This window comes from Methylobacterium sp. D54C (genome assembly GCF_053345595.1).
This window is the reverse complement of sequence record NZ_JBKFAK010000001.1, coordinates 936,431-959,549: the sequence shown is the minus strand read 5'-3', so window position 1 is coordinate 959,549 and position 23,119 is coordinate 936,431. Positions and strand designations below refer to the sequence as shown.

The window sequence follows — 23,119 nt, the reverse complement described above, 5'->3', positions numbered from 1 at the left end:
GCGGTTCCGTTCCGCGGCGCAATCGGGCATGGAGTCGGCGATTGGCCGAGCGGCCGCGCGGTGGCGGGACGAGGGCGGGGTATCGGGTGCGGCTCAGCGTGGACAATCTGGCCTGCCGCCGCTCCGGCCGCCGCATCTTCGCCAACCTGTCCTTCGCCCTCGGACCCGGCGACGCCCTGGCGATCACCGGGCGGAACGGCGCGGGCAAGTCGAGCCTCCTCGCCATCCTGTCGGGCCGGCTGCGGGCCGATGCCGGGCGGGTCAACGTCTCCGACGTCGGCGAGGCGAGCCTGCCCGAGTGCCTCCACGCGGTCGGCCACCGCGACGGGCTGAAGAGTTCGCTCACGGCGGGCGAGAACCTCCTGTTCGCCCAGCGGCTCCTGGGCGCGCCGCGCCTGGACCCGCGCGCCGCGCTGGAGCGGCTCGGCCTCGGCCACGCGCACGACCTGCCGGTGGCCTATCTCTCGGCGGGCCAGCGGCGGCGCGTGGCCCTGGCGCGGCTCCTCGTCTGCGCCCGCCCGCTCTGGCTCCTGGACGAGCCGACCGCCGCCCTCGACACGGCCTCGCAGGCGGTGCTCGCCGCGCTGATGGAGGGCCATCGGGCCGGCGGTGGCCTCGTGATCGCCGCCACCCACCAGTCCCTCGGCCTCGCCGGCGCGGCGGAGCTGCGCATCGAGACCGCGGCCGCGGCGCCGGTCGCGGACGCGCTGGAGGAGTGGGCGTGATTCGCGCGGTCCTCGCCCTCATCGCCCGCGACCTGCGCCTCGCCGGCCGGGTCGGCGGTTCCGGCGCCCTGTCGCTGGTCTTCTTCCTGATGATCGTCGCGCTGGTGCCCTTCGCCCTCGGGCCCGATCTCAACCTGCTGTCGCGGATCGGACCGGCGATCCTGTGGCTCGCCGCCGTGCTGGCGACGCTGATCGGCCTCGACCGCCTGTTCCAGGCCGACGAGGAGGACGGCTCCCTCGACCTGATGACCGCCGCGCCGGTGCCCCTCGAGCTGGTCGTGCTCGGCAAGGTCGCGGCGCACTGGCTGACGACCGGGCTTCCGCTGGCGCTGGCCGCGCCGCTCTTCGGCCTGCTGGTGGCCCTCGACGGCACCGCCATGGGCGCGACGTCCCTGACGCTGCTGGCCGGTACCCCGGCCCTGAGCTTCATCGGCGCGGTGGGCGCGGCGCTCACCGCCTCGATTCGCCGGGGCGGCCTGATCCTTGCCGTGCTGGTCCTGCCGCTGATGATCCCGACGCTGATCTTCGGCGTCTCGGCCGCGCAGGCGGCGAGCGGCGGCACGGTGCCGTTCCTCGTGCCGCTGGCGGTGCTGGCGGCGCTGACGCTGATCGCCGCCGTGGTCGGGACGCTGGCGGCGGCGGCGGCCCTGCGCTGGCCCGAATAGCCGGAGCGCTCCTGCGAGAGCCGGCCGGCGCCCGTCATCGTCGCGGCGATGCGGCCTCCCGCGATTCGACGTCTTCGGTGAGGTCTGCCGGATGCGTCCCGGCGCCCGGACTGAGGCCGAGGCCCGCGATCCGGTTTCGCCCCCAAGCGCGTTGACGCGCGGCCCCCCCCTGACTATAGAAGCCGCTTCGCCGAGGGGCCGCGCTTTCGCGCGCGCTGCGTCTCGGCCATCGCCAGACAACCTGACGCGACGACCGATTTCCGGCACAGCCGGCCCGTCGGCATCGCCCGACGAGAAACACGAGGACGTACATGGCCAACACCGCTTCGGCCAAGAAGATGACCCGCAAGATCGCCAAGCGCACGGCGATCAACCGCTCGCGCCGCTCGCGCATGCGGACCTTCGTCCGCAAGGTCGAGGAGGCCATCGCCACCGGTAACCAGCAGGACGCGCTGGCCGCCCTCCGCGCCGCCGAGCCCGAGATGATGCGCGCCGCTCAGCACGGCATCGTTCACAAGAACAACGCCTCGCGGAAGGTCTCGCGCCTCGCCGCCCGCGTGAAGGCGCTCGCCGCCTAAGACGCCACGCACCACCGAGATGGTCTCGAGCCCGGCCTTCGCGCCGGGCTTTTTCGTGCGCGCTGTCCGGATCGGGCCGCGCGCTGCCGGCGGCGCCATGAGTCGAAAGCGTTAACCCTATCCAAGAATCAGCACGATTGCGGTTCCCGGAAACGGCGTGTAGCTTAACAGAAACTGACACCGGACAAGCAAAACACGACGATTTCGGGACTCCAGCGAATCGATCTGATTCGCCAAGACTCTAGCGGCCGTGTTCAGCTCCCGCGGGAACACTTGCGAATGGGAATCGGCGCCGTCCCCACAAGTCCCACTGTTAAAGGAACCGTAGGTAATTGTTGATAGGCTCTCCCAATCGGCAAAAGTTCCTCGCGGTGGGGTTGACTCCGTCCAGAGGACTCTGTCCCGCCCGTTCTTGCGGGACGCTGAGGGCGTAATTCGTGCGTACGCGCCGCCTGCGGGATTCCGTGGGCAGCGTCGGGAGAGCCAGTGATGCGTGTCGACGGAACGGTGGCGAGCGACGACGACGGGGGCCGCAACGGCGGCGGCAACACGGATTACGGGTCTGCCTGGGCCCGGGTGAAGCGCCGGCTGCGGGCCGAACTCGGCGAGGACGTGTTCGCCAGCTGGTTCGCCCGGCTGGAGCTGGAGGCCGTGGCCGGCGGAACGGCCCGCCTGACGGTCCCGACCCGCTTCCTGAAGAGCTGGATCGAGTCGCACTACCTCGACCGCGTCCTCAACACCTTCAAGGCCGAGGTCGAGGAGATCGCGCGGATCGAGGTCGGCGTGCGCGGGACCGGGGCGCCGGTCCGTCCGGTCGCCGTCGGAGCCGCGAAGGCAGGCCCGGTCAGCGGCCCGCTCGCCCGCCTCCACGCGACCAGCGCGCCGATGCCGGTCGCCGCGGTCGCACCGACGCCCGAGGCGCGCGGTGCCGAGGCCGGCGGTGACCTGAGCGGCACGCCGCTCGACGCGCGGCTGACCTTCGCGAGCTTCGTGATCGGGCGCTCGAACGCGCTGGCGCACGCCGCCGCCGAGCGGGTCGCCAATCACCAGGGGGAGGGCGCGCTCTACAACCCGCTCTACCTCCACGCGGGCGTCGGGCTGGGCAAGACCCACCTGCTGCACGGGATCGGCCACGCCGCCCGCGAGGCCGGCCGCCGGGTGATCTACCTGACCGCCGACCGCTTCATGTACGGCTTCGTCAACGCCCTGAAGACCCAGTCGGCGCTCGCCTACAAGGAGCGGCTGCGGGGCATCGACCTGCTGATCCTGGACGACGTCCAGTTCATCCAGGGCAAGTCGATCCAGGCCGAGTTCGGCCACACGATCAACGCGCTCATCGATGCCGGCCGTCAGGTCGTGGTCGCCTCCGACCGGCCCCCGACCGAACTCGAGGCCCTGGACGAGCGGGTGCGCTCGCGGCTCGGCGGTGGCCTCGTGGTCGAGATCACGGCCCTCGACGAGGCCCTGCGCGTCTCGATCCTGTCGGCACGCCTCGCCGCCGTGCGGGCCGCGCATCCGGGCTTCGACGTCTCGCCGCAGGTGGCGGCCTACGTGGCCCGCGCGATCACCGCCAACGGCCGCGACCTCGAGGGCGCGGTCAACCGCCTGCTGGCCCACGCCACGCTCACCGGCACCGCCGTGACGATGGAGACGGCCGAGAGCGCGATCCGCGACCTCGTGAAGAACCGCGAGCCGAAGCGGATCAAGATCGAGGACATCCAGAAGCTGGTCGCCTCGCGCTACAACGTCTCGCGGTCCGACATCCTGTCGGAACGGCGCACCGCCGCGGTGGTGAAGCCGCGCCAGATCGCCATGTACCTGTCGAAGGTCCTGACGCTGCGCTCGCTGCCGGAGATCGGCCGCCGCTTCGGAGGCCGCGACCACACCACGGTGCTGCACGCCGTGCGCAAGATCGAGAAGCAGATCGGCGAAGATTCGGTGCTCGGCGACGAGGTCGAGCTGCTGAAGCGGATGCTTCAGGACTAGTCGAACGCGCGAGATTTCCCGCATCGCGTCCGAGCTGAGTTTGCTCTTTCCGGAGCAGGTTCGATCCGGGCGGGTGCGGGGACGGCCGGGCATCCGGCTGATCTGGCCGAGCCCGCACGAGCACGACCAAACCACCCCCGCTGTCACGCGCCCTTCGCCAGCTCCCCGCTATCAGGGCTGGCCGAGGGCGCGCGCGCCGTGGCAGACTGGCGCGAACCGAGACGGCCCTGTAAGGCCGCGTCGCCGACCGGCGAAGATCGACGCCCCGGGGGAGTGCTGATGACGGACGCCTTCATCTACGACCACGTTCGCACGCCGCGCGGGCGCGGCAAGGCGGACGGCTCCCTCCACGAAGTCACCGCCCTGCGGCTCGCCGAGACGGCGCTCCGCGCCCTCAAGGACCGCAACGGACTCGATACCGGCCTCGTCGACGACGTGGTGCTGGGCTGCGTCGATCCGGTGGGCGAGGCGGGGGGCGACATCGCCCGCGCCGCCGCCCTCGTGGCGGATTACGGCGCGCACGTCCCGGGCGTGCAGATCAACCGCTTCTGCGCCTCCGGCCTCGACGCGGTGAACTTCGCGGCCGCGCAGGTCATGAGCGGCCAGCACGAGATGGCGGTGGGCGGCGGCGTCGAATCGATGAGTCGCATCGGCATCGGCGCCTCGGGCGGCGCCTGGCCGGTCGACCCGGCGATCGCCATCAAGTCCTACTTCATGCCGCAGGGCGTCTCGGCCGACCTGATCGCCACCAAGTACGGCTTCACGCGGGACGATTGCGACGCCTACGCGGTCCGCTCTCAGGAGCTCGCGGCGAAGTCCTGGGGTGAGGGGCTGTTCGACCGCTCGGTGGTCTCGGTCCGCGACGTGAACGGCATCACGCTCCTCGACCGCGACGAGCACATGCGTCCCGGCACCGACATGCAGTCGCTCGCCGCGCTGAAGGCCTCGTTCGTGCAGATGGGCCAGATGGGCGGCTTCGACGCCGTCGCGACGGACGCGCATCCGGACGTGGAGAGCGTCGAGCACGTCCACCACGCCGGCAACTCCTCCGGCATCGTCGACGGCGCCGCCGCCGTTCTGATCGGCTCCCGGGCCGCCGGCGAGGCCGCGGGTCTGCGCCCGCGCGGCCGGATCCGCGCCTTCGCCAATATCGGGTCGGACCCGGCCCTGATGCTCACCGGGCCGGTGGACGTCACCCGCAAGGTCCTGGCGAAGTCGGGCCTGAGCCTGTCGGACATCGACCTGTTCGAGGTCAACGAGGCCTTCGCGGCCGTGGTGCTGCGCTTCTGCCAAGCCTTCGACCTCGATCCGGAGGCGGTCAACGTGAACGGCGGGGCCATCGCCCTCGGCCACCCGCTCGGCGCCACCGGCGCGATGATCCTCGGAACCGCGCTCGACGAGCTGGAGCGGACAGGCAAGGAGCGCGCGCTGGTCACGCTGTGCATCGGCGCCGGCATGGGCACCGCGACCATCATCGAGCGGGTGTGAACCCCCGCGCGGCCGGGAGCGGCGCCGCGCCGCTCCCCAAAGTCCGGGAACGCTGCTAGAGGCGCGGGCGACGCTCGGCCCTTTCGCGGTCCGGACGATAAAACAACGGGAGACAAGCCCTTGAACCGCCTGATTGCGACGCTCTGTCTGGGCGTCACCCTGAGCCTGCCGGTGGCCGCCCGCGCCGATGACGCGGCGGACCGCGTCGCCGCGGCAACCAACCTCGTCAACAAGACCCTGATCAAGAACCTCCAGACCGGGTTCAACGTCGCCCTCGAGAAGACCGTGGCGCCGATGCCGGAGGCCCGCGCCGAGGCCGTGCGCAAGGAGCTGCTGGACGAATTCGAGAAGCAGCGGACCCTCATGGTCCAGGGGCTCTCGAAGGACTACGCCGAGAAGTTCAGCCTCGCCGAGCTCAAGCACCTCGACGAGATCTACTCGGACCCGACCTACCTCAAGTTCCAGACGATGAACGCCGATCCGAACTCGTCGGTGACGGCGATCTCGCAGAACTCCGTGACCAAGCTGCTCAACATGCTGGCGGTGGCCGCGGCGACCGACAACGGACCGAAGCCCGGCACCCCGCCGGTGCCGCCTGCGCCGCCGGCCGCTGCGCCGACCCCGGCGCCGAAGTAGGCGATGAGCGCCGCGCGCGTCGGTCCGGCGTCAGGCCGCGCGCGCGGCCACCATGGGGGCGAAGCCCGCGACCGGGGGCAGCCCCTCCAGGAGGGGCTTGGCGAAGTGGTAGCCCTGCACGAGCGTGATCCCGATATTCCGCAGGGCGTCGAGTTCCGCCGCGGTCTCCACGCCCTCGGCCAGAACCGTCACCCCGAGGGCGCGGGCGATGGCGACCACGCCCGAGACGATGGCGTAGCGCCCGGCGTCGCTGTCGAGGCCGCGCAGCACGTCCATGTCGATCTTGATCAGGTCGGGGCGGAAATTGGCGAGCAGGCTCAGGCCCGCGAAGCCGGCGCCGAAATCGTCGAGCGCCGTCAGGAACCCCTGCTTTCGGTAGGCGGCGACGATGCCCTTGACGTGCTCGATGTCCCGGAAGCGCTCCTGCTCGGTGAACTCGAACATGATCCGCCGGTGGGCGAAGTCGATGCGCCGCGCCGCCTCGAGCGAGGCGCGGATGCAGGCATTCGGCTCGTAGACCGCGTTGGGCATGAAGTTGATCGACAGCCGCGTGGCGCTGTCGCGGGGAAACAGCGTGCCGGCGAGCTCGATCGCCTTGACGCGGGCGGCCTGGTCGAACTGGTAGCGGGTCTCGTCGGTCACCCGGTCGAGGATCGTGTAGGCCGGCTCACCCTTCGGGCCGCGCACCAGCGCCTCGTAGGCCCAGACGCTGCCGTCCGCGAGGTCGAGGATCGGCTGGAACGCCATCGTGAAGTCGAAGTCGAGCTTGGTGCCGGCGCGACAGGCGCGGCAGCCGGAATCCTTCGTCATGTGCGGCTTTCGGTGAGTGACCCCGGCCGGCAGACAATGGCCGGACGCGCTCAACACAACCTTAATGCAAGCGCGCCGGCGGATCGTCGGCGGAACCCAGGGAGGACGGCACCGTGACGCTGACCGATTTCCGCTTCGAGACCGATCCCGACGGCGTCGCTCTGGCGACCTGGGACATGCCCGGCCGCTCGATGAACGTGATCACCGAAGGTGTGATGGACCAGCTCGAGCAGATCATCGAGCAGGTCGCGTCCGACCCGGCGATCAAGGGCTGCGTCATCGCAACCGGCAAGGACAATTTCTCCGGCGGCGCCGATCTCACCATGCTCCAGGGCCTGGGCCGCGCCTACGAGCAGCTGAAGGCCGAGCAGGGCGAGGAGGTGGCGATGCGCCACTTCTTCGAGGCCTCCCGACGCCTGTCGCTGCTGTTCCGGCGGCTGGAGACCTGCGGCAAGCCCTTCGCGGCGGCGATCCAGGGCCTGTGCCTGGGCGGCGCCTTCGAGCTGGCGCTGTCGTGCCATCACCGCGTCGCCTCCGACGACGGGAAGACCCGGGTCGGCCTGCCGGAGATCAAGGTCGGCCTGTTCCCGGGCGGCGGCGGCACGCAGCGGGTCGCCCGCCTGATGCAGACCGGCGACGCCCTGCAGATGCTGTTCAAGGGCGAGCAGATCCGCGCGCCCATGGCCAAGGGCATGGGGCTGATCCACGCGGTGGCGCCGCAGGCCGAGATCGTGGAGCGCGCCAAGGCCTGGATCCGCGAGGGCGGCTCGGCTGTGGCGCCCTGGGACGTGCCGAAGTTCAAGGCGCCGTCCGGCAAGGTCTACTCGCCCGCCGGCATGATGATCTGGCCGCCGGCCAACGCCATCTACCGCCGCGAGACGCACGACAACTACCCGGCCGCGAAGGCGATCCTGGCCTCCGTCTACGAGGGCCTGCAGCTGCCGATGGACCTCGCCCTGCGGGTCGAGAGCCGGTACTTCGCGCATATCCTGCGCTCGACCGAGGCGGCGGCGATGATCCGCACGCTGTTCATCTCCATGGGCGAGCTGAACAAGGGTGCGCGCCGTCCGAAGGACGTGCCGGCCACGAACCTGCGCAAGGTCGGCGTGATCGGCGCCGGCTTCATGGGCGCGGGCGTCGCCTACGTCACCGCCCAGGCCGGGATCGAGGTGGTTCTGGTCGACCAGTCGGTCGAGGCGGCCGAGAAGGGCAAGGCCTACGCCCACACCCTCATCACCGGCCAGATCAACAAGGGCCGGGCCAAGACCGCCGACCGGGAGGCGCTCCTCGGCCGGATCCAGGCCACGGCGGATTACGGCGCCCTCGCGGAGTGCGACCTCGTGATCGAGGCCGTCTTCGAGGATCCGCGCGTGAAGGCCGAGGTGATCCAGAAGGTCGAGGCGGTGATCCGCCCCGACGCGATCTTCGCGTCCAACACCTCGACCCTGCCGATCACCGGCTTGGCCAAGGCGTCGCAGCGGCCCGCGCAGTTCGTCGGCATCCACTTCTTCTCGCCCGTGGAGAAGATGATGCTCGTCGAGATCATCAAGGGCGAGGCAACCGGGGACGCGGCGCTCGCCACCGCCCTCGACTACGTGCGGCTGATCAAGAAGACCCCGATCGTCGTCAACGACGCCCGCGGCTTCTTCGCCAACCGCTGCGTCGGCGCCTACATCCTCGAAGGCCACAAGATGCTCTTCGAAGGCGTGCCGCCGGCGATGATCGAGAGCGCCGGCCGCCAGGCGGGCATGCCGGTCGGGCCGCTGTCGCTCAACGACGAGGTCGCCCTCGACCTCGTGCTCAAGATCGCCAAGGCCACCGAGGCGCAGGTCGGGCAGGGCGCCGTCGACCCGGCGCAGAAGGCGATCCTCGCCGAGATGGTCGAGAATCAGGGCCGGCTCGGCCGCAAGAACCGCAAGGGCTTCTACGACTACCCGGAGGGCGCGCCGAAGCGCCTGTGGCCCGGCCTGAAGGACCTGCAGCCGAACCGCCTCGACCCCGACGCCGTCGACTTCACCGAGCTGAAGCAGCGGCTCCTCGTGGTCCAGGCGCTGGAGGCCGCCCGCACGGTCGGCGAGGGCGTGGTCACCGACCCGCGCGAGGCCGATGTCGGCTCGATCCTCGGCTTCGGCTTCGCGCCGTTCACCGGCGGGACCCTGTCGTACATCGACTTCATGGGGGCGGCGGCCTTCGTCGACCTCGCGCGGGCGCTCGAGGCCAAGCACGGGCCCCGGTTCCACGTGCCCGACAACCTGGCCGCGATGGCCGAGCGCGGGGGCACTTTCTACGCCGGCGCCGAGAAGCGCGCCGCCTGAGCGACGTCGGTCGGACGCCCGCCCGCGGCGTCCGGCAGCTGGGCGAGCTCCTCCAGCAGGACCGTCCGCGCGCAGGCGCCGAAGGCCCGCATCAGCCGCCCCCGGGCATGGTCCGGGGGGAAGAGCAGCGCGAAATGCACCGGGAGGGCGGGGGCGAAGGGCCGGATCGCGATCGGCGAGACCTTCGCCTCCTCGTGGGCGGCCAGGGGGTTCATCACGCTGACCCCGAGCCCGGCCGAGACGAGGGTGCAGATCGAGGCACCAAGGCCGGCCTCGGCGGTGATGGTCAGGCCGATCCCGGCCGCCTCGAAGACGGCCTCGGTCCGGCCGCGCAGGGCGCTCCCGAGCGACGCGGCGACGAAGGGCACGCCCTGAAAATCCGCGGGCGCGAGCGATTCCCGCGCGGCGAGGGCGTGGTCCCGCGGCAGGACGGCGACGCAGGCGCGCGTCTCGACATGCTCGGCGCGCGCCTCCGGGGCGTCGCCGCACAGCATCGTCAGCGCGGCGTCGCAGGAGCCGGTGGCGAGCCAGTGGTTCACGGTCTCGTCGTCGCCGGAATGGATCGCCACGATCACGTCCGGATGCGCGGCCCGGAAGCGGACGACCGCGCGCGCGAGGAGCCCGCCCGCCAGTCGCGGCATCGCCGCCACCCGCAGCCGCTCCGCACCGAAGGCCCGGATCCGCGCGGCCGCCGATTCCAGGCTCGTGAGGCCCACGAAGGCGCGCTCGACCTCCGCGTGGAACCGCGTCCCGTCGAGGGAGGGGACGACCCGGCTCCCACTGCGGTCGAACAGGGGCAGGCCGGTGATCGCCTCCAGCTGCGCGATCAGCCGGCTGACCTGAGGCTGCGAGGTGTGGAGCCGGCGGCTCGCCTCGGTCATGGACCCGGTGGCCACCACGGCCCGGAAGGCCTCGATGTGCCGGAAGGTCATGCGCCGCTCGGCCATATCAGATCCGTATGCTCGGCAGGTGAATCGGCATTGGACGCACGCGCGCGGCCGCTCCTAGGATCAGTCGGCAAAGCTTCGGGCCGACTCCCCGTCGGGGCGGCCGGGCGCTTCGCCGGTTCAGACATAGCGAGGGGGTTCGGATCGTGTCGAGGACGCTGCCGCTTCTGTTGGCCACTCTGTGCTGGGCCGGCCTCGCCGCGCCGTCGGTCGCCGAAGGGCGCCTCGACAAGATCCGCGCGACCGGACAGATCAGCCTCGGCTTCCCGGACGCGTCGCCGCCCTTCGGCTTCCTCGACCAGAACGCCAAGCCGGTGGGCTATTCGCTGGAGATATGCGAGCACGTCGCGCAGAAGCTCAAGGCCGCGCTCGGCCTGCCCAGGCTCGAGGTGCGCCACGTGCCGGTGATGTCGGCGACCCGGATCCCGCTGATCAACAACGGGACGATCGACCTGGAATGCGGCACCGCCAGCAACCTGCCCGAGCGGCACAAGCTGGTCTCGTTCGCGCCGACCACCTTCGTGGCGCAGGTGGTGCTGGTGGCCAAGAAGGACACGCCGGTGGATGTCGACGACATCGCCTCGTTCCGCGGCAAGGCCATCTCGGCGCAGGCCGGAGGCGAGACCCAGCGCGTCGCCACCTGGATCAACGTCCGTGACAAGCTCGACATCCAGGTGATGCCGGCCAAGGACACCGCCGAGGTATTCCTGCTCGTGGAGACCGGCCGCGCGGCGGGCGCCATCAACGACGACGCCCTGGCCCACGCCACGGTTGCGGGGGCCAAGCGGCCGGCGGATTACAAGATCGGCACCAAGGGCCTGGAATTCGCCCCCTACGGGATCCTGGAGCCGAAGGACGACGCGGCCTTCAAGGCTGCGGTCGACAAGGCGGTGGTCGAGCTGATCCAGGACGGGACCGTGGCGCGGCTCTACGGCAAGTATTTCGAGCAGCCGATCCCGCCGAAGGGTATCAACTTGGAGTTGCCGATGAGCGACGTGCTCAAGCGGGCCCTCGCCAACCCGACCGATTCCGGCGACGAGGCGGCCTACCGGTAGGGCGGCGAGACCGACATGCGAGACGATCACGGCGAAGCCACGGACGCGCCGTCCGCGGTCGACCTGCGGAGCGACACCGTCACGCGGCCGACCGAGGCGATGTACGCCCGGATGCGGTCGGCGCCGCTGGGCGACGACGGGCTCGACGCCGACCCGACCGCCCGCGCGCTGGAGGAGACCGCCGCCGCGATGCTCGGCAAGGCGGCGGCCCTGTTCGTGCCGAGCTGCACGATGGGCAACCTGCTGGCGATCCTGGCCCAGGTTCAGCGCAGCGAGCAGGTCCTGCTCGAGGCCCAGGCCCACATGCTCCACACCGAGCGCGGGGCCGCCACCCTGACCGGGGCGTTCCTGGACGGGATCGCCGGGACCGACGGCGCCATGGACCTCGACCGGCTCGAGGACGCCCTCCGGCCGAGCGCGAGCCCGCTGTCGACGGCCATGATCGCGCTGGAGACCTCGCACAACGCCGCCGGCGGCACCGTGCTGCCGCCGGACCACATGGCCGCGGTGGCGCAGATCGCCCGCGCGCGCGGCATCACGGTCCATCTCGACGGGGCCCGCCTGTTCAATGCCGCCACCCATCTCGGGGTCGCGCCGGCGGACCTCGCGGCCCATGTCGATACTGTGTCTCTGTGCCTCTCGAAGGGCCTCAGCGCCCCGGTCGGCGCCGTGCTCGCCGGCGACGGACCGGTGATCGCGGCGGCACGGCGCCTGCGGAAGATGATCGGCGGGACGCAGCGGCAAGTCGGGATCGTGGCGGCCGCCGGCCTCGAGGCGATCACCGTCATGGGCGCGCGTCTCGCCGAGGACCACGACCGGGCCCGGCAACTGAGCGCCGGGCTCAACGCCCTGCCGCGCCTCGCGGCGAACCTGCCGCAGACCAACATCGTGCAGGTCGACCTCTCTCGGACCGGGCGGGACAGCGCGCGCTGGGTCGCCGATCTCGACGCGGCCGGCATCCGCACGCGCCCGCTCGGCCCGCGGCGGCTGCGGCTCGTCACGCACCGGCACATCGCGGCGGCCGACATCGACCGCGCCGTCGCGGCCTTCCGCGCCTGCCTCGACGCGGCCTGAGCCCGATCAGGCCGCGCCCGCGACCCGGGTCTTCGCGCCGAGCATGCGGGCGAGGAGCACGACGTCGCCGGCATTGTCCGAGAGCAGGTCGGTGATGTCGCCGACCTCCAGCGCCTTCACGTGGCGGCAGCGCATGCCGTAGCGGCCGGCCGTGCAGGTGCAGCGCAGCTCCGGGCCCCCCGGCCGTTCCTCCAGGCTGACGTGGTAGCGGTTGCCGGTCGAGCCGCGCATGGCGAACCGCAGGGCCGCCGGCGCGTCGGGGAAGCTTGCCACGGCCCGGGCGCTGATCGCACCCGGCACGCGGCGCGGCACGGCGGGGCCGCCGACCGCCCGCGCGACCGGGAGGCCGAGCGCGGCCGCGAGGGCGTGCACGTCCGCGACCGCCCGCTCGCGCATCGCGGCGAGCGCGATCTCCGCGCAGGCGAAGGCGTCCTCGCCGGCGTCGTGGTGCTCGAAGCGGATGCCGAGGCGCCGCGCGACCTTGCCGAGCCCGCAGCCCTCCGGCGCCGGGAAGACCCGGCGTGCCACCTGGACCGTGCAGAGATAGGCGAGATCGGGGACCGGCAGGCCGGCCCGCGTCAGCCCGGCGCGCAGGACGCCGATATCGAAGCTCGCGTTGTGCGCCAGGATCAGCCCCCGCCCGAGATCGCCGAGATAGGGCGCCATGACGGCGGCGAAGTCGGGCTTGTCGGCGACGTCGGCCGGCAGGATTCCGTGGACGCGGATGTTGCCCGGTGCGAAGCGCATCTCGGGCGGCCGGATCAGGTGGCTCGCGCGGCGCACGACGCGGCCCTCCGCGATCCAGGCCAGACCCACCGCGCAGGCGCTGTCACGCCGCTCGTTGGCCGTCTCGAAGTCGAGGGCCAGGACCGTCATCGCGGTTCAACCATGCCGGGTGGAAGTTCTCGGGGTGTTCCCCGAGAGGTCTAGGCCGCCCGGACTCGGGCATCAACCCTGCGCCACCATCGCCAGCCAGTCGTCCTCCGAGACGACCCGGACGCCGTGCTTCTGCGCGTCCTTCAGTTTCGAGCCCGCACCGGGGCCGGCCACGACCAGGTCGGTCTTGGCCGAGACCGAGCCCGAGACCTTCGCGCCCAGGCGCTCGGCTACCGCCTTGGCCTCGTTGCGGGTCATCTTCTCCAGGGTGCCGGTGAAGACCACGGTCTTTCCCGCGAACGCTGAGGCCGCGGCGGCCCGCTCCATCGGCTGCACCGCCACCGCGTCGAGCAGGGCCGCGACGGCGTCGGCATTGTGCGGCTCGGAGAAGAACAGGAGTAGCGCGTCGGTCGCCACCGGGCCGATCTCGCCGTCGTCGGCGAAGACCCGGTAGGCGTCGCCGGGACGCTGCGCCGCAGCCCGCGCGATCGCCGCGCGTACCGCGTCGACGTCGCCGTAATGGGCGAGGAGGTTCTCGCGCTGGACGGCGCTCAGGCGCGCCCGCTCCTTGGCCGGCGCCGCGTCGTCCTCCGGGAAGCCGAGATCGAGGAGCCGGTCCCGGGTCGTGCCCCCGACGCGCGGCACCGCGGTGAGCTCGACCCAGTCGGGACCGGGCTGCGCCGCCGCGGCCTCGCGGATCGCCGCGATCAGCGTCGGCATCTCGGCGAAGCGCTTCGCCAGCGCCTTGGCGGTCGCCTCGCCGATCTGCGGGATGCCGAGGGCGAAGAGCAGGCGGTTCATCGGCACGGCGCGCCGCGCCTCGACGGCGGCGAGCAGGTTCCGGATCGCCTTGTCTTCGTCGTCGCTCTTCTTCTTGGCGGCCTTCTTCGGCGGCTCGGCCGTCCCCGAATCCGCGCGCCGCTCGGCCGAGAGCGCCTCGCGCCGCGCCACGATGGCGGCCTTCAGTTCCGCGAAGTCGAGGCGGAACAGGTCGGCGGGCTGGCGCACGAGCCCGGCCTCGAACAGGACCTCGATATAGGTCTCGCCGAAGCCCTCGATGTCGAAGCCGTTGCGCGACACGAAATGCTTCATCCGCTCGACGCCCTGCGCCGGGCAGATCAGCCCGCCGGTGCAGCGGCGCACCGCGTCGGGCCGGCCGGTGCGGGGGTTGACGGCGCGGACGGCGCGGCTGCCGCAGGCCGGGCAGGTCTCCGGGAAGGCGTAGGGCCGCGAGTCGGCCGGGCGCTTCGTCACGTCGACATCCATGACCTTCGGGATGACGTCGCCGGCCCGGACCACCGTGACCGTGTCGCCGACGCGGATGTCGCGGCCGTCGCGGATCGGCTCGCCGTCGGCGCCGACGCCCTTCACGTAGCCCTCGTTGTGCAGGGTGGCGTTCGACACGACGACGCCGCCGACCGTCACGGGACGGAGCTTGGCGAGCGGGTTCAGCGAGCCGGTGCGGCCGACATTGATGACGATGTCCTCGACGACCGTGGTGGCTTCCTGGGCGGCGAATTTGTGGGCGAGCGCCCAGCGGGGCGAGCGCGAGACGAAGCCCAGCCGCTTCTGGAGCGCGAGGTCGTCGACCTTGTAGACGACGCCGTCGATGTCGTAGCCGAGCCCGGCCCGGTCGGCCTCGATGCCGCGGTAATGGGCGAGCATCGCCTCCGTGTCGGTGAAGGTCTGGGTCCGCGGGTTCACCGGCAGGCCCCAGGCCGCGAAGTGCTCCAGCACGCCGGTCTGCGTGTCGGCGATCGGCGCCGACAGCTCGCCCCAGGCATAGGCGAAGAATCGCAGCGGCCGGGACGCGGTGATCGCGGGATCGAGCTGGCGCAGGCTGCCGGCGGCGGCGTTGCGCGGGTTGGCGAAGAGCGGCTTGCCGGCCGCCTCCTGCCGGGCGTTGATGGCGGCGAAGTCGGCGTGGGACAGGTAGACCTCCCCGCGCACCTCGCAGATCTCCGGCCAGCCGGACCCCGCGAGCACCGCCGGGATGTCCTGCACCGTGCGGGCGTTGGCCGTGACGTTCTCGCCCACCTCGCCGTCGCCGCGGGTGGCGGCGGTGTCGAGCCGGCCGTTCACGTAGCGCAGGGACAGGGACAGGCCGTCGATCTTCGGCTCGGCCGTGAAGGCGAGGGGGGCGTCGTCCGGCCAGCCGAGGAAGCGGCGCACGCGCGCGACGAATTCGGCCACCTCCGCGTCGTCGAAGGCGTTGCCCAGCGAGAGCATCGGCACGGCGTGCCGCACCTTGGCGAACTTCTCCGAGGGCTTGGCGCCGACCGACGTGCTGGCGGCGCCCGTGCCGGCGAGATCGGGGAATCGGGCCTCGATGTCCTCCAGACGGCGGCGCAGCCGGTCGTACTCGGCGTCCGATATCTCGGGCGCGTCCTCCTGGTAGTAGAGGCGGTCGGCCTCCAGGAGCGCGTCCGACAGCCGCGCGTACTCGGCGCGCGCTTCCTCGGCGGTGAGGTCGAGATCGAGCGGTTCGGATTTCGTGGCGGCCATGCCGGGGTTCTAACGCATCGGCGGCCGGCGGGGAGTCGGCCGCGGCGCGCGATCCCCGATTCCCTCACCGGCGGGCGCCGAGCAGATCGCCGCGCCCCGCCATCCGGAAGGCCGCGAAGAACGTCGCGGCGACGAGGGCGGCGACCGCCTGGAGCGGCAGGACCGGGGCCAGCCAGCCCGCGACCGCCGTCCCGGCGACCGAGCCGAGGTTCATGGCCGCCATGTAGACCTCGAACTGCGTGGCCGCGCCCGGACGGCCCCGGCTCGCCGCGAGCAGGGCCGGCATCAGGGCGACGATCAGCAGGCCGGGCAGCACGCTGGTGAGCGCCAGGATCGCCGGCGCCGCGGCCCCGACGAGGCCGGCGCCGATCAGGATCCCGGCCAGCACGAAGGTGACGGCACTGCCCAGCAGCAGGGCGCGCAGCGGCGACGCCGCGCCCGCGCGGTCCGACCAGAGTCCCACCGCGACCGCACCGGCCGTCCCGCTCACCAGGGTCAGGACCGCCTGGAGACGCGACAGGCTCGCGGCCTCCCAGCCCTGACGCTGGAGGAGGTCGATCGAGAAGGGCAGCTCGAACAGGCCGAGGGCCGCGTCGAGGCCGAAGCACAGGGCGAGCAGCCGCAGGGCGCGCGGGCGGCGCAGGGCGATCACGGTGCGGCGCAGGAAGCGGCGGAACGGGAGGCGCCGCGGCGCCGGTCCCCGGCGCTCGAGCGACCAGAGCGGATCGGCCGGCGCCTCGCGGACCAGCAGCATCGGCAGGCTCGCGACGATCGCGGCGACGAGCAGCCAGCGGGCGCTCGCGGCGAAGCCCCAATTCGCGAGCGTCCATCCGAAGACAGCGGCGCTGAGGCTCGTTCCGGCCACGAAGCCCGCGCGGGTGCAGGCGCTGACCCGGCCGAGTTCCCGGGGGGGGACGTGGTCCATGATCATCCGGTCGCAGGCGGTATCGAGGAGCGAGGCGAACAGGCTGTGGACGAGGAAGACCAAGCCGAGCGCGCCGACGGCGTCGCCCCCGGCGACGAGGAGCAGCGCCAGCGTCGCGTGGCATCCGACCAGCGCGGCGACCGCGAAGGGCCGGCGCCGTCCGATCCGCGTGTCCCCGGCCCGGTCCACCCAGGGCCCCCACAGCAGCGGCTGCAGCGTCCAGGGCAGGCCGGCCAGGGCGAAGTGCAGCCCGACCTCGGTCGCCGGGACGCCCCTGGCCGCGAGGTGGTTGGCGAGCGCCGTCAGCGAGAAACCCGCGACGAGGCCCTGGTAGAGGTAGGTGGCGAAGAAGACGCCGTAGCGGACGGACCGCCGGCCGAGGCTCGGTCTGCCCAGGAGGCCGACGCGGAGATCCGCGCTGGACCGCGTCACCGCGCGCGGCGCTTCTTGCAGGAGACGGGCCGCGATCCGATGCTGCTCATTCCTGCCCCATCGGATCGTCGCCCGTGCCGTTTCGCTCTCCCGACGCTAGCGCCCCAGCTCCCGCCTCGCGAGGTGTCGCGTGAGCGCGGTGCAGGTCTGGATCGTCGACCTCGCCCTGTCTCCGAGCCAGGTCGACCGGTGCGATGCCGTCCTCGACGCCGCGGAGCGCGCGCGGGCTGACCGATTCCTGCGCCCGGCGGATCGGGCGCGGTTCCGCGCCAGCCACGCCGCGCTGCGGCTGGTCCTCGGCGACGCGCTCGGTCTCGCGCCGGCCGACGTCGAGTTCGCCGCCGGAGCCGGCGGCAAGCCGGAGCTCGCGGGCCCGGCACGGGGCGCCGCCGACTTCAACCTCTCCCATTCCGGGGGCCGCGCGCTGATCGGGCTCACTCGGGGCGCGGCGATCGGCGTCGATGTCGAGGCCGTGCGGCCGATCGCGGACGCGCTGCGGATCGCGGCGGCCCATTTCGCCGCCGACGAGGTGACGGCCCTGGCCGGGGCCCCGCGAAGCGCGGTCGAACGGCGCTTCTTCGGACTGTGGACCCGCAAGGAGGCGGTGGTGAAGGCTTTGGGCAGCGGCCTGTCGCTGCCCCTCGACCGGTTCAGCGTCAGCGTTCCGCCCGAAGCGCCGCGCCTTGTCCGGGCCGCCGGTGACGCGTCCTGGAACCTGGACGGTCCGTGGAGCCTGGCCGAGGTCGATTGCGGGCGCGATCACGTCGCCACGGTGGCGATCCGCTCCGCGGAGGCGGAGATCACCTGCCACCGTCTCCCGGACGACTGGCCCGATCATCTGGGCTGAAAAGGCGCAACAGCGCGCTTGCGGTGCGGGAAAGGCGCGGCTATACACCCGCTCGCCGGCCCTGGCGGACACGCAGGACGGCCTTCGGAGTGTAGCGCAGTCTGGTAGCGCACCACGTTCGGGACGTGGGGGTCGCAGGTTCAAATCCTGCCACTCCGACCATTCTTCTTCCCGCATCTACAATCACTTACGCGATCATCGGCCTGCGGGCCTCGCGATCCGTGTACCGGATCGTGTACCGGTTGGCTTGCGCGTGATGGCCTCCGCGGCCTCCTTCTGGAAGCCCGGCGTCGCATGTCGATAGACCCGGTCCAGCGTCTCGACCGTCATCCCGAGGAAGTCGGCGGCCTTCTCCAGCGGGACGCCGTTGGCCACCAGCCAGGTCGCGGCGGTGTGGCGGAGCGTGTGCGGGGTGACGTCGTGCAGGCCAGCCGATTCCGCGGCGCGCCGGAACGCCTTCTCGATCCCGGTGCCGACCGGTTTCCCGTTCCACTCGACGACGTGCGTGGATCCCTGCGCGTGCCAGCGGCGGAGGTGCGCGAGCAAGCGCACCGGCAGCTCGGCCGGCGGCTGGCGCTTCTTCGTCTCGCGCTGGCCGGCGCCGCGCCGGAAGAAGATGCCCCGGTCGAGGTCGATCCAGCCGGAGCCGCTCGAAACCTTGCCCAGCGAGGCGCCGCAGACCGCGCCGGCCCGCGTGCCGGTGTAGAGCGCCACCAGGATGAACCGGGCGACATGGCGCCGGGTGTGCTGGCCGCGGCGGGGACCTTTCGTCTCGGTGTACCGGTACGCGGACCGGATCAGCCGGGCGGCCTCGGAGCGCGTCAGCCAGCGCTCGCGCGCAGCGCCGCGCTCCGGGAGCACCACCTCGACCACCTCGCGGCACAGCCCCTCGCGGCGGTGGTGGATGATGGCCGAGCGCAGGTCCTCGAGCTCGCGCCGGGCGACCGGCTTCGCGCGGAAGGTCGCGTATTCCCGGCAGGAGCGGCCCGTCACCTCGGACAGCGTCTTCTCGCCCCAGAACGACAGCAGCGCGTCGAGGCGCCCGCGCACCTCGTGCGGACGCGCCTGATTCGGCGCGCAGTCGGTCGCGTAGATCGCGATTACGTCGGCGATCTTGACGGCATCCGCAGAACGGTGGCGCTCGCGCGGGACCTCGCGCTTCTCGATGATGTAGCGGGCGAGGGCGTCTTGGGCGGCTTCCGGAGCCTTTCCAGCGCGAGCCGAGCGGACGCCAGTGCTGATCCGGACTCCTCCGTCGTCCTTGATGATCCAGTAGCCGTCTCGGCGCTTGCCGTCGGGGCCCTTGGTGCCGCGGCGCCACCAGAGGCGCGGCCCTTTGGCTTCTGCCGACATTGCTCCATGAACTCCCTGATCCAGGCGAGGGTGGTCAGGACTCGCCCCCCGATCCGCATGTGCTCCAACTCGCCACGGGCCGCCGCATTCCGCAAGGCGAGGCCCGACACAGCGCCATCCGGGAAGGCGAGAGCGGCCGCGGTCTCGAGGTGCAGCGGCGTGTCGTCGGTGATCTGGTCTCGGTCCGGGATGCGAACGCTACGCGGCACCCTTGCCTCCTGTGTCACTGTCGGGGAGAGGGGCGGCCTTGGCGGCCAGAGCGGCTTCTGAAATCGGCGTGTTGAGCGGCATGCTCTCGGCGCCAGCTTCTGTGCCGGTGGCGAACGCCGTCTCGGCGATAGCGCACCAGCGGTCCCGCTCAACATAGTCGCCGCGAAGGGTTGCCGCGAAGGCTGCGCGTAGGCAGTCCTGCAGGGTGATACGAGGATCCGGCTGGCTCATCGGCTCTTCTCCTGCGTCAGGAGAGCGAGCTTCGCGGAGACGCGAACTGAGGCCTCGACAGGCTTGTGCTTCGGCATCGTCCAGCCGGCTTCCGCCCAGTAGGCGTCAACATGGGCCTGTGCCTCGGCCTCGGTGTCGAAGATCCGATCAGTCCAGAGCATCCCGCTCCCGTTCGGGATGACCCAGGCTTTGCGAGGGTACGAGAGCAGGTTCTTAGCGGCCATCGCCAGCCTCCTGGTTCGGGTTGAGGGGCAGTTCCCGAAGAAGGTAGGCGAGGTCTCGCAGGCACACGCGCGCGAGGTCCCATCGGGCGCCTCCAATGCTTTCCTCTCCGCACTGGTCGCGTGCGACGATTGCTAGGTCGTGGTGTCGATCAGCCTCAAGGGCGCACCTTTCCCGCATCGCCTCGGCGCCCTTCTCAGCCTCAAGGAGACGGGAGCGGAGTTGGGCGGCTTCCGAGAGCAAGGGGTCGACCACGGCGGCCATGATCGACCGCGCCATGCGGCCCCGCAGCGGAATGTTCTCCGGCATCGCCGCGACGATGGCCTTGCGGATCTCGGCCCGCATCTCCTCGTCCGTCCGGCCGGTCTCGGCGGCGGGGGTCATTCTCCCTCCTCCGTGATCGGGGCGTGGGAGGGGGCTTCGTCGCGGAGCCACTTCCAGTCGAGCAGGAAGATGTTGGTGATGCTCGGATCCCGCGTCCTAGCGTCAGCGAGAACCTGCTTCTCGATCATCTCGATCTCTGACCACCGAAAGGCAGGTGGCTCGCCTCCGCCGGTCCACCCAGCCTCTACCGCCGCGCGGCCAACACCTGTCCCCGTGGCGGTGCTCAGGCTGTATGTGACATAGAGCTTAGGCACCTCGCACCTCCGCGCCGGCATGAAGGGGGCGGGACCGAGCGAGAAGCCTCCGGACGAAGTTGACGCTGGCGGCGATGAGTGCGGCATCGTCAGCTGCGTCCGGTCCGTCTTCCGGCCGGCTCTCGTTCACGTCCTGACAGTCGCAGACCATCGTGCCGGCGTGCGGATCCGGGCTGCCGGCGACGAGCCATGTGCCGTCGCCCCAGGGCGTATCGACGGTGTACCAAGCGCCGGGCGTGGCGGCCTCGGACAGGCGAGCCAGTTCCCGCAGATCCCCGCCCGCTCCTGCTTCAGGGGAGGGGGCGGATGCGATCATCTCTGCGGGCTTGGCGGGCTTCGTCCAGATGACGTGCTGCAACTCGGCATCGGGGTCGCGAGACATCCAGCGGCCCTTCACGTACTCGCGGGACAGGGTGACGCCACGAACGCCGGTGCGGCGCCGGCCATCCTCTGGAAAGTCGGGGCCGTGGAACGTGCCGTAGATCGGCGCGCCTGGTGGCAGGGTGCGAAGCTGCGCGATCAGGCCAGCAACGGTCTTCGGGTCGCCCCACTGAACGGGCTCGCCCTTCGTCTCTTCCTCTGATCCTGTAGAGGCGACGAGCTTGCCGGAGCGGTAGGCGTTGACCAGAGCGACGATGAAGCGGGCGTCCGGCTCGTCGCAGGTTACGAAGTCCTCGGCCAGACCGCCGGTCTCGTCATGCGTGCAGATGCCCTCGCATCGGGGCGACTGAGCTTCGCCGCTTTCCATGTCGCGGAACGGGAAGAAGTCGAGATGCCATTCGCCGCTCGTCGCCGCCGCGCTCAGCCTTTCCAGTTCCGAGCGCAGGGCCTTCGCGAGATCGTCGCCGCCGAGGGGGAATGTGGCTGCTGGTGCAGTCAAGCGGCCAGCGCGGTGAGCCTTCACCAAGGCGCACACGTATTCACCGACCCTGCGACCGCACGATGCGATCCGTCCAGCCGCATCATCCTCGCCGTCGTAGGTCACGATGCCATCGCAGATGACCTCGGCCGGGCCGCCGTTCTCGTCGTGTGCCTCATTCGGATCAAGATGCCACTCGCCGGCAGGAGCACGTGCGCTTAGACGGCTAAGGCTCTGGCTCAGCTCTGTGTCATTCAGAGCAGGTGGAGCCCCTTCGGGAAATTTGCCGTCGCAGCCTCGATCCTCGCAGATGCGGCGGCCGCACCAGATCTTGCATTCGGGAAGAGGGATCGCCGCTCCGGCCGGGGCTGTGTTGGTTGCTTCGGCCATGGGTCAGGCTCCCGAGGTGGTGAGAGCGGAGGACTCGGGGGCGAGCAGCCGGGTGATCTCGGCAGGAAGAGCTGGCGGCGTCAGCTCGGTCGCCTGCGGGGCGGCCCAGGGCTCGCCGAACGAAGGCTCCGGTCCCCAGTCCACGACGATCTCGCCCGTGGCGAGGTAGTGGTCGCGGAGGCGCTTGAGGGTGGCGATGACGCGGTGGGCGGGGTAGCGGACGACGCCTTCGCCCTCATCGAAGTAGCCGTCCGGCATGTAGAGGTCATTCGGAACGACGTCTTCGGGGTCGAAGGCCTCGTATCCAACCGTGTCGCCGAACAGCAGATCCGAGTGCGCGAGGATGCAGCCGCACTCGCCGGCGACCGGGCGCTGTCGGACGGACGTAAACGCCATATTGATCCGCTCCGGCGGCTGCGCCTCCAGATGCGCGATGAGCTTGTCGAGGTTCGGGACGTTCAAGGTCACGGCGTTCTCCTATCGGCTGGAATTTCGAATGAGGCAGCGCAGCCAAGTCCGCCTTGAGCCTGCTGAGCGGGGGATCATCTGGGCGCCTGACCTTCGGTCACCGCGCTGGCGCCCTTTGGGCTCAGCCCCTTCGGGTCTTCGCGCTTCGCGCGCTCATCGCCTGGCGCGGAGGGCTCATCCGGGTAGGGGATTGGCGTCCAGTGGGTGTGATAACCGGGCCAGCCGCCGATATCGGTGCGCCGGACGTGCTCTTCGCCGACGAGCTGAAGCGTGATCTTACAGGTTCTGCCGACGTCCAGTGGCGACCCGCAGTACGGCGCCTCTGAGATCGGGAAGACCCACCAGAGGACGTCCCCGATGCCCTCGTGCCACTCGGAAAGCGGTCGAGGGCGCATGAAGTCGTCAGGTCGCTCGGCCATCAGTAGCTCCTCTCGTTGGCGCGCTGGCTCTCCAGTAGGCGCTCTTCCTGAGCGAGCAGCCGGACAAGCACCGACACGATGTGCTCGAAGTGAAGGCCATCCTGGGCAGCGGCAGCGACGCTCCGAGACAGATCAAGGAGCAGCGCGCGCTTCGCCTCGTCTTGGCCGGTGACGGTCTGCATCCGCTGCGATTGAGCGGCCGAAACGACCTGCTTGTCCCGGTAGGCGGCAACCGCACACGAGCGGCAGCGGATCGCCCGCTTGTCGATGTTGAAGGCTATATTCCCGCACGAGCACCGCATGTCATAGGCGCCCGGCGCGTAGCCGAACGGCTTCAGCATCTCGTCAGAGGGCTGCTCGGCGGCGAAATTGCCGGTCGTGTTGACGGGGTAGGGAAAGCCATCGCTGGCCATGTCAGGTCTCCGAGGTGGTGCGCCATGTCACCGCAGTGATCGCGGTGCCGCC

General features: G+C 71.3%; 24 protein-coding genes and 1 tRNA gene. 11 read left to right on the top strand and 14 right to left on the bottom strand.

Features of this window, described 5'->3' with window-relative positions:
* Positions 1-86: 86 nt before the first annotated feature.
* From ccmA to ACLBYB_RS04865, 6 genes are all read left to right on the top strand, one after another.
* Positions 87-725, top strand: coding sequence for a heme ABC exporter ATP-binding protein CcmA (gene ccmA / locus ACLBYB_RS04890; protein ID WP_447698062.1), 639 nt, complete (start codon positions 87-89; stop codon positions 723-725).
* The gene (ccmB, locus tag ACLBYB_RS04885) at positions 722-1,390 is read left to right on the top strand and encodes a heme exporter protein CcmB (protein ID WP_012322650.1); all 669 of its coding nucleotides are present in this window, start codon (positions 722-724) and stop codon (positions 1,388-1,390) included. The genes ccmA and ccmB overlap by 4 nt, the downstream gene beginning before the upstream one ends.
* Before the next feature lie 311 nt (positions 1,391-1,701).
* Positions 1,702-1,968, top strand: a complete 267-nt coding sequence (rpsT, locus tag ACLBYB_RS04880; RefSeq protein ID WP_007561677.1) for a 30S ribosomal protein S20 — start codon at positions 1,702-1,704, stop codon at positions 1,966-1,968.
* Between the two features lie 489 nt (positions 1,969-2,457).
* The gene (dnaA, locus tag ACLBYB_RS04875) at positions 2,458-3,954 is read left to right on the top strand and encodes a chromosomal replication initiator protein DnaA (RefSeq protein WP_020091382.1); all 1,497 of its coding nucleotides are present in this window, start codon (positions 2,458-2,460) and stop codon (positions 3,952-3,954) included.
* Between the two features lie 279 nt (positions 3,955-4,233).
* Positions 4,234-5,442, top strand: a complete 1,209-nt coding sequence (locus ACLBYB_RS04870; RefSeq protein WP_447698061.1) for an acetyl-CoA C-acetyltransferase — start codon at positions 4,234-4,236, stop codon at positions 5,440-5,442.
* Positions 5,443-5,562: 120 nt separating this feature from the next.
* The gene (locus ACLBYB_RS04865) at positions 5,563-6,078 is read left to right on the top strand and encodes a hypothetical protein (protein WP_427507546.1); all 516 of its coding nucleotides are present in this window, start codon (positions 5,563-5,565) and stop codon (positions 6,076-6,078) included.
* A 30-nt stretch (positions 6,079-6,108) separates the two neighbouring features.
* On the opposite strand, the gene ACLBYB_RS04860 is transcribed toward ACLBYB_RS04865, so the two are convergent.
* Positions 6,109-6,888: an EAL domain-containing protein gene (locus ACLBYB_RS04860; protein ID WP_447698060.1), complete on the bottom strand. Its 780-nt coding sequence runs from the start codon at positions 6,886-6,888 to the stop codon at positions 6,109-6,111.
* A gap of 113 nt (positions 6,889-7,001) precedes the next feature.
* On the opposite strand from ACLBYB_RS04860, the gene ACLBYB_RS04855 reads away from it, so the two are divergent.
* A complete protein-coding gene (locus ACLBYB_RS04855; RefSeq protein WP_447698059.1) occupies positions 7,002-9,203 on the top strand; it encodes a 3-hydroxyacyl-CoA dehydrogenase NAD-binding domain-containing protein in 2,202 nt (733 codons plus the stop codon).
* Here ACLBYB_RS04855 and ACLBYB_RS04850 read toward each other — a convergent pair.
* Positions 9,173-10,135 (bottom strand): LysR substrate-binding domain-containing protein, encoded by a 963-nt coding sequence (locus ACLBYB_RS04850; RefSeq protein ID WP_447698058.1) that lies wholly within the window; start codon positions 10,133-10,135, stop codon positions 9,173-9,175. The genes ACLBYB_RS04855 and ACLBYB_RS04850 overlap by 31 nt on opposite strands.
* A gap of 185 nt (positions 10,136-10,320) precedes the next feature.
* Here ACLBYB_RS04850 and ACLBYB_RS04845 point away from each other — a divergent pair, with 185 nt between their 5' ends.
* Both ACLBYB_RS04845 and ACLBYB_RS04840 read left to right on the top strand, forming a co-directional pair.
* A complete protein-coding gene (locus ACLBYB_RS04845) occupies positions 10,321-11,205 on the top strand; it encodes an amino acid ABC transporter substrate-binding protein (protein WP_447698057.1) in 885 nt (294 codons plus the stop codon).
* Positions 11,206-11,220: 15 nt separating this feature from the next.
* Complete coding sequence (locus ACLBYB_RS04840) at positions 11,221-12,279, top strand: GntG family PLP-dependent aldolase (protein WP_447698056.1); 1,059 nt, start codon at positions 11,221-11,223, stop codon at positions 12,277-12,279.
* A 6-nt stretch (positions 12,280-12,285) separates the two neighbouring features.
* On the opposite strand, the gene ACLBYB_RS04835 is transcribed toward ACLBYB_RS04840, so the two are convergent.
* The 3 genes from ACLBYB_RS04835 to ACLBYB_RS04825 form a co-directional block, all read right to left on the bottom strand.
* Positions 12,286-13,155 (bottom strand): 3'-5' exonuclease, encoded by an 870-nt coding sequence (locus ACLBYB_RS04835; protein WP_091980495.1) that lies wholly within the window; start codon positions 13,153-13,155, stop codon positions 12,286-12,288.
* 72 nt (positions 13,156-13,227) lie between these two features.
* Positions 13,228-15,660 (bottom strand): NAD-dependent DNA ligase LigA, encoded by a 2,433-nt coding sequence (ligA, locus tag ACLBYB_RS04830; protein ID WP_447698055.1) that lies wholly within the window; start codon positions 15,658-15,660, stop codon positions 13,228-13,230.
* A 64-nt stretch (positions 15,661-15,724) separates the two neighbouring features.
* Positions 15,725-17,017, bottom strand: coding sequence for an MFS transporter (locus ACLBYB_RS04825; protein ID WP_447698054.1), 1,293 nt, complete (start codon positions 17,015-17,017; stop codon positions 15,725-15,727).
* 130 nt (positions 17,018-17,147) lie between these two features.
* Between ACLBYB_RS04825 and ACLBYB_RS04820 the strand changes: the two genes are divergently transcribed.
* The gene (locus ACLBYB_RS04820) at positions 17,148-17,864 is read left to right on the top strand and encodes a 4'-phosphopantetheinyl transferase family protein (protein WP_447698053.1); all 717 of its coding nucleotides are present in this window, start codon (positions 17,148-17,150) and stop codon (positions 17,862-17,864) included.
* Positions 17,865-17,949: 85 nt separating this feature from the next.
* Positions 17,950-18,026 (top strand) — tRNA-Pro (locus ACLBYB_RS04815).
* 33 nt (positions 18,027-18,059) lie between these two features.
* On the opposite strand, the gene ACLBYB_RS04810 is transcribed toward ACLBYB_RS04815, so the two are convergent.
* The 9 genes from ACLBYB_RS04810 to ACLBYB_RS04770 form a co-directional block, all read right to left on the bottom strand.
* Positions 18,060-19,217 (bottom strand): tyrosine-type recombinase/integrase, encoded by a 1,158-nt coding sequence (locus tag ACLBYB_RS04810; RefSeq protein ID WP_447698052.1) that lies wholly within the window; start codon positions 19,215-19,217, stop codon positions 18,060-18,062.
* A gap of 198 nt (positions 19,218-19,415) precedes the next feature.
* The gene (locus ACLBYB_RS04805) at positions 19,416-19,658 is read right to left on the bottom strand and encodes a hypothetical protein (RefSeq protein ID WP_447698051.1); all 243 of its coding nucleotides are present in this window, start codon (positions 19,656-19,658) and stop codon (positions 19,416-19,418) included.
* A complete protein-coding gene (locus ACLBYB_RS04800; RefSeq protein ID WP_447698050.1) occupies positions 19,655-19,882 on the bottom strand; it encodes a hypothetical protein in 228 nt (75 codons plus the stop codon). Before ACLBYB_RS04800 ends, ACLBYB_RS04805 begins: the two co-directional genes overlap by 4 nt.
* Complete coding sequence (locus ACLBYB_RS04795) at positions 19,872-20,264, bottom strand: hypothetical protein (RefSeq protein WP_447698049.1); 393 nt, start codon at positions 20,262-20,264, stop codon at positions 19,872-19,874. The genes ACLBYB_RS04800 and ACLBYB_RS04795 overlap by 11 nt, the downstream gene beginning before the upstream one ends.
* Positions 20,261-20,392, bottom strand: a complete 132-nt coding sequence (locus tag ACLBYB_RS04790; RefSeq protein WP_447698048.1) for a hypothetical protein — start codon at positions 20,390-20,392, stop codon at positions 20,261-20,263. Before ACLBYB_RS04790 ends, ACLBYB_RS04795 begins: the two co-directional genes overlap by 4 nt.
* 118 nt (positions 20,393-20,510) lie before the next feature.
* Complete coding sequence (locus ACLBYB_RS04785; protein WP_447698047.1) at positions 20,511-21,767, bottom strand: hypothetical protein; 1,257 nt, start codon at positions 21,765-21,767, stop codon at positions 20,511-20,513.
* Between the two features lie 3 nt (positions 21,768-21,770).
* Positions 21,771-22,235 carry a hypothetical protein gene (locus ACLBYB_RS04780; protein ID WP_447698046.1) on the bottom strand — a complete coding sequence of 155 codons (465 nt, stop codon included), beginning with the start codon at positions 22,233-22,235 and terminating at the stop codon, positions 21,771-21,773.
* Between the two features lie 74 nt (positions 22,236-22,309).
* The gene (locus tag ACLBYB_RS04775; protein ID WP_447698045.1) at positions 22,310-22,654 is read right to left on the bottom strand and encodes a hypothetical protein; all 345 of its coding nucleotides are present in this window, start codon (positions 22,652-22,654) and stop codon (positions 22,310-22,312) included.
* On the bottom strand, positions 22,654-23,067 hold the full coding sequence (locus tag ACLBYB_RS04770) for a hypothetical protein (protein ID WP_447698044.1): 414 nt from the start codon (positions 23,065-23,067) through the stop codon (positions 22,654-22,656). The genes ACLBYB_RS04775 and ACLBYB_RS04770 overlap by 1 nt, the downstream gene beginning before the upstream one ends.
* Positions 23,068-23,119 lie beyond the last annotated feature (52 nt).